The 2,841-nt window shown below is 53.4% G+C and carries 2 protein-coding genes; both read right to left on the bottom strand.

Annotated features, from left to right (window positions below; genetic code table 11):
• Positions 1 to 439: 439 nt before the first annotated feature.
• On the bottom strand, positions 440 to 778 hold the full coding sequence (locus tag AC0QHF_RS15925; RefSeq protein ID WP_324705215.1) for a HetP family heterocyst commitment protein: 339 nt from the start codon (positions 776 to 778) through the stop codon (positions 440 to 442).
• A 28-nt stretch (positions 779 to 806) separates the two neighbouring features.
• On the bottom strand, positions 807 to 2,468 hold the full coding sequence (locus AC0QHF_RS15920) for a beta-barrel domain-containing protein (protein WP_324705214.1): 1,662 nt from the start codon (positions 2,466 to 2,468) through the stop codon (positions 807 to 809).
• Positions 2,469 to 2,841 lie beyond the last annotated feature (373 nt).

Raw genomic sequence — 2,841 nt, 5'->3', positions numbered from 1 at the left:
TGGGTATTGATATTCGTGTCTCCGTAGACATCAAAATTGATGTAATCGTTTTCAAAAAAGGTATATCCGTAGTATCCGTATCCGCCAACGACGTTGGATTCTTCGGAAACATTGGCGATATGATTGAGGTCGGAAATATTCATGGTTTCTCTCCAGAGAATTGAGTGAAATAGGTTTTGTTTCTGTTCTGAATCTAATTTAATTTGAAAACCATTTACCGTGTTGCCAATGTGGCAGAAATCGGATTTTTTTGAAAAATATCACACGCACAAGAGTAATCACTAATGTTGCCAGATCGGCATTGATTTTCATTTTTTTAATGGCAGATTTACAAATGGCGATCGCCCGAACTCGAATTCAGCCAATTCCAAAAAAAAATCCCCGCCGCAGCAGAGAGAATTGGTTAAATCCGATCGCGAGTTGTAATTAGAGAGGCAGTTCACCAGATGGAATGCAACCAATTGCCAGCACCGCTCGCCCCCTTCCCTCCGGCGACGCGAGCCTCCTTGCGGCCGACATTTTCACAATAGCCCAAATCTTTAATTTTAGTGGACTTGTCGCGATCGCTCTTTTGCCCCCCACAATTTCGGTTAGCCTTGAGCAGCCGGTTGTAAGTCCGATAGGGAATGTAGTGCAGCGGATTGTAACCGGCAAAGGAAAGAATCAAAACGCAAGCCCAAGAATATTTTCCCGCCAAGATGGCGTCGATCACTTCGTTGAATTGTGCTTCAGTCATGGTTTTGTTGAGATTGCTAGAACGGTTAGAATTGAAAGTCATAACACCTGATTCCTAAAATACAATTGATTTACAGTTCCAAACCCTGTTTTTGAATTTTGCGGATCGGGTCGAGGAACAGATCCACAATCCGGCGCTGCCGGATGACGATACTCGCCGTGGCCGTCTGACCGGGTTTAAATTCGATCTGTTCCCCATCGTCCACGACAAAATCCCGTTCCAGAACGATTTCCACCTTGTAGACGGCTTGACCCTCTTGAACGGGTTTCGTATCGGGGGAAATCGAAGTCACCGTCCCCTCGATCACGCCGTATTCCTGATAGGGATAGGCGTCAAACTTGATCTTAGCCGGCATCCCCGTCTCCAAAAAGCCGGCTTCTCGTTCCGGCAGGCTGGCGGAGAGCACCAACGGCGCGTCCTCCGGCGTAATTTCCGCGAAGGTCTGCCCCGGTTGCAGCACTTCCCCGAAGTTGGCGACGTTGAGGGAAGAAACCGTGCCGTCGATGGGGGCGTACAGAAACCGTTGCTGCAGCTTGGTTTCGGCGCTGGCGATCAAATTTTGAGTGTCGGCAATTTCGGCATCGAGCTGGGTGAGTTTCAGTTCGAGCTGCTGAATTTTTTCCTGGGTTTGCAGGACACTCGCCTCGGCCTCGGCCCGCTGGCGCTCCAACTCGGCGTCCAGCCGCGCCGCGTCGGTTCGGAGCTGTTGGAGTTCCCCCTGGGATTGGGTGAGGCGGCGTTCGGAGTCCCGCAATCTCTCCTCGGCCTGGAACACCTGTTCCTCGCTGCCGGTTTGCTCCTGCATTTGGGCCTGGACGATCGCCCGCTCTCGGTCCCGGAGGGATTGTTCAGCCTGGAACATCACCTCCTGGGAGAGCGCCCCGGCCTCCACCAGGGGACTGAGCCGCTCCACCCGCTCGGCCGCCGCCGCCTCGTCGGCCCGCAGTTTTTCGAGCAGTTCGTCGGTGCGGGTGTCGAGGGGTTGCAAGTTCTCCAGACGGCTCTGGCCGGCTTGCCGGTTCAACTCGAGTTGGGCGATGAGCTGCCGGGTGGCGGCCATCTGGCTGTCGATGCGATCGCGCTCCGCCTGTCGGGCCTGCATTTGGGCCTCGGCGATGGAGGCCCGGGTCTGGGCTTCCAAGTGGGTGCGGTCGAGCAGTTGTTGCTGTTGGGAGCGTTCGAGTTGCAGGGATTGCAACCGCTGTTGTAACCGCTCCACCTCCCCCGCGGCCATTTGGGTGTCCAGTTCCGCGATCGCCTCCCCGACTTTCACCGCCTCTCCCTCTTCCACGGCGATACGGACAACCTTACCCGACTCCACCGGATGCACCTTGTAGACATCCCCCTGGGGAATCAATTCTCCCCGGGCCTCCCCCACCTCGTCGATGGTGCCGAAATAGGACCAGGTTCCGAAGGCCGCGCAGAAGGCGAGTCCCCCCATCATCAACCGGGCTGGAAGGGAAGAGGGCGGGCGATCGAGGAGAGATTGGAGCGCCGGCGACCAATCCCCCGGCTCGGGTGCCGGTTTTTTCGGCTTGGCGACGGCCGGATGTTGAAATGAAGGGGCGATCGGCAGCGACCCCGCCACACCCCCGCGCAACTGGTGGGGGTTGTCCAACTCTTCCGGAGGAAGATCTAAATCTCGGTAGATCTCATCCCCGTGTCGGCCGTTTAAATCGGTCTTTTGAGGGATGTGCATTTGATCGAATTGATGGGTATTTTTCCATTTCATAAAACGAGACCAATAATCGCGATCGTAAATATGACTTGACGTGCGAGAGCGGTCATTTAAAGCTGGATAAATTTTAAAAAAGACAGATCCAAGAATTGAATTCTGGCAGTGGATCGCAGGACACCTGTATTATTCTCGGCTTTCCTTAATATGTTAGATCGAACTCTGTCGTCACGACTGCCAATTTGGCACTTTTTTCATGAACTTTTGTTAAACCAATAAAAAGTTCGTGATTTAGAGGGAGAAATCAAAGCAGATTTAGAGCAACGAGCGCTCACGTGGTTACAGTTGAAATTGGGTCAGAAATTTTCAAACCCTTATAGAAAAGCCGTTTCAGTTTCCGACTCCCTAATACCGACTGCCGAGGACCGCG

The sequence above is a fragment of the Lyngbya sp. CCY1209 genome (assembly GCF_055795065.1).
The sequence above is the reverse complement of the archived record's forward strand: the minus strand, read 5'-3'. Positions and strand labels throughout refer to the sequence as shown.

Coding starts and splice junctions, on each gene's coding strand:
- AC0QHF_RS15925 (WP_324705215.1), bottom strand. CDS start 778: ATGACTTTCAATTCTAACCGTTCTAGCAATCTCAACAAAACCATGACT.
- AC0QHF_RS15920 (WP_324705214.1), bottom strand. CDS start 2,468: ATGAAATGGAAAAATACCCATCAATTCGATCAAATGCACATCCCTCAA.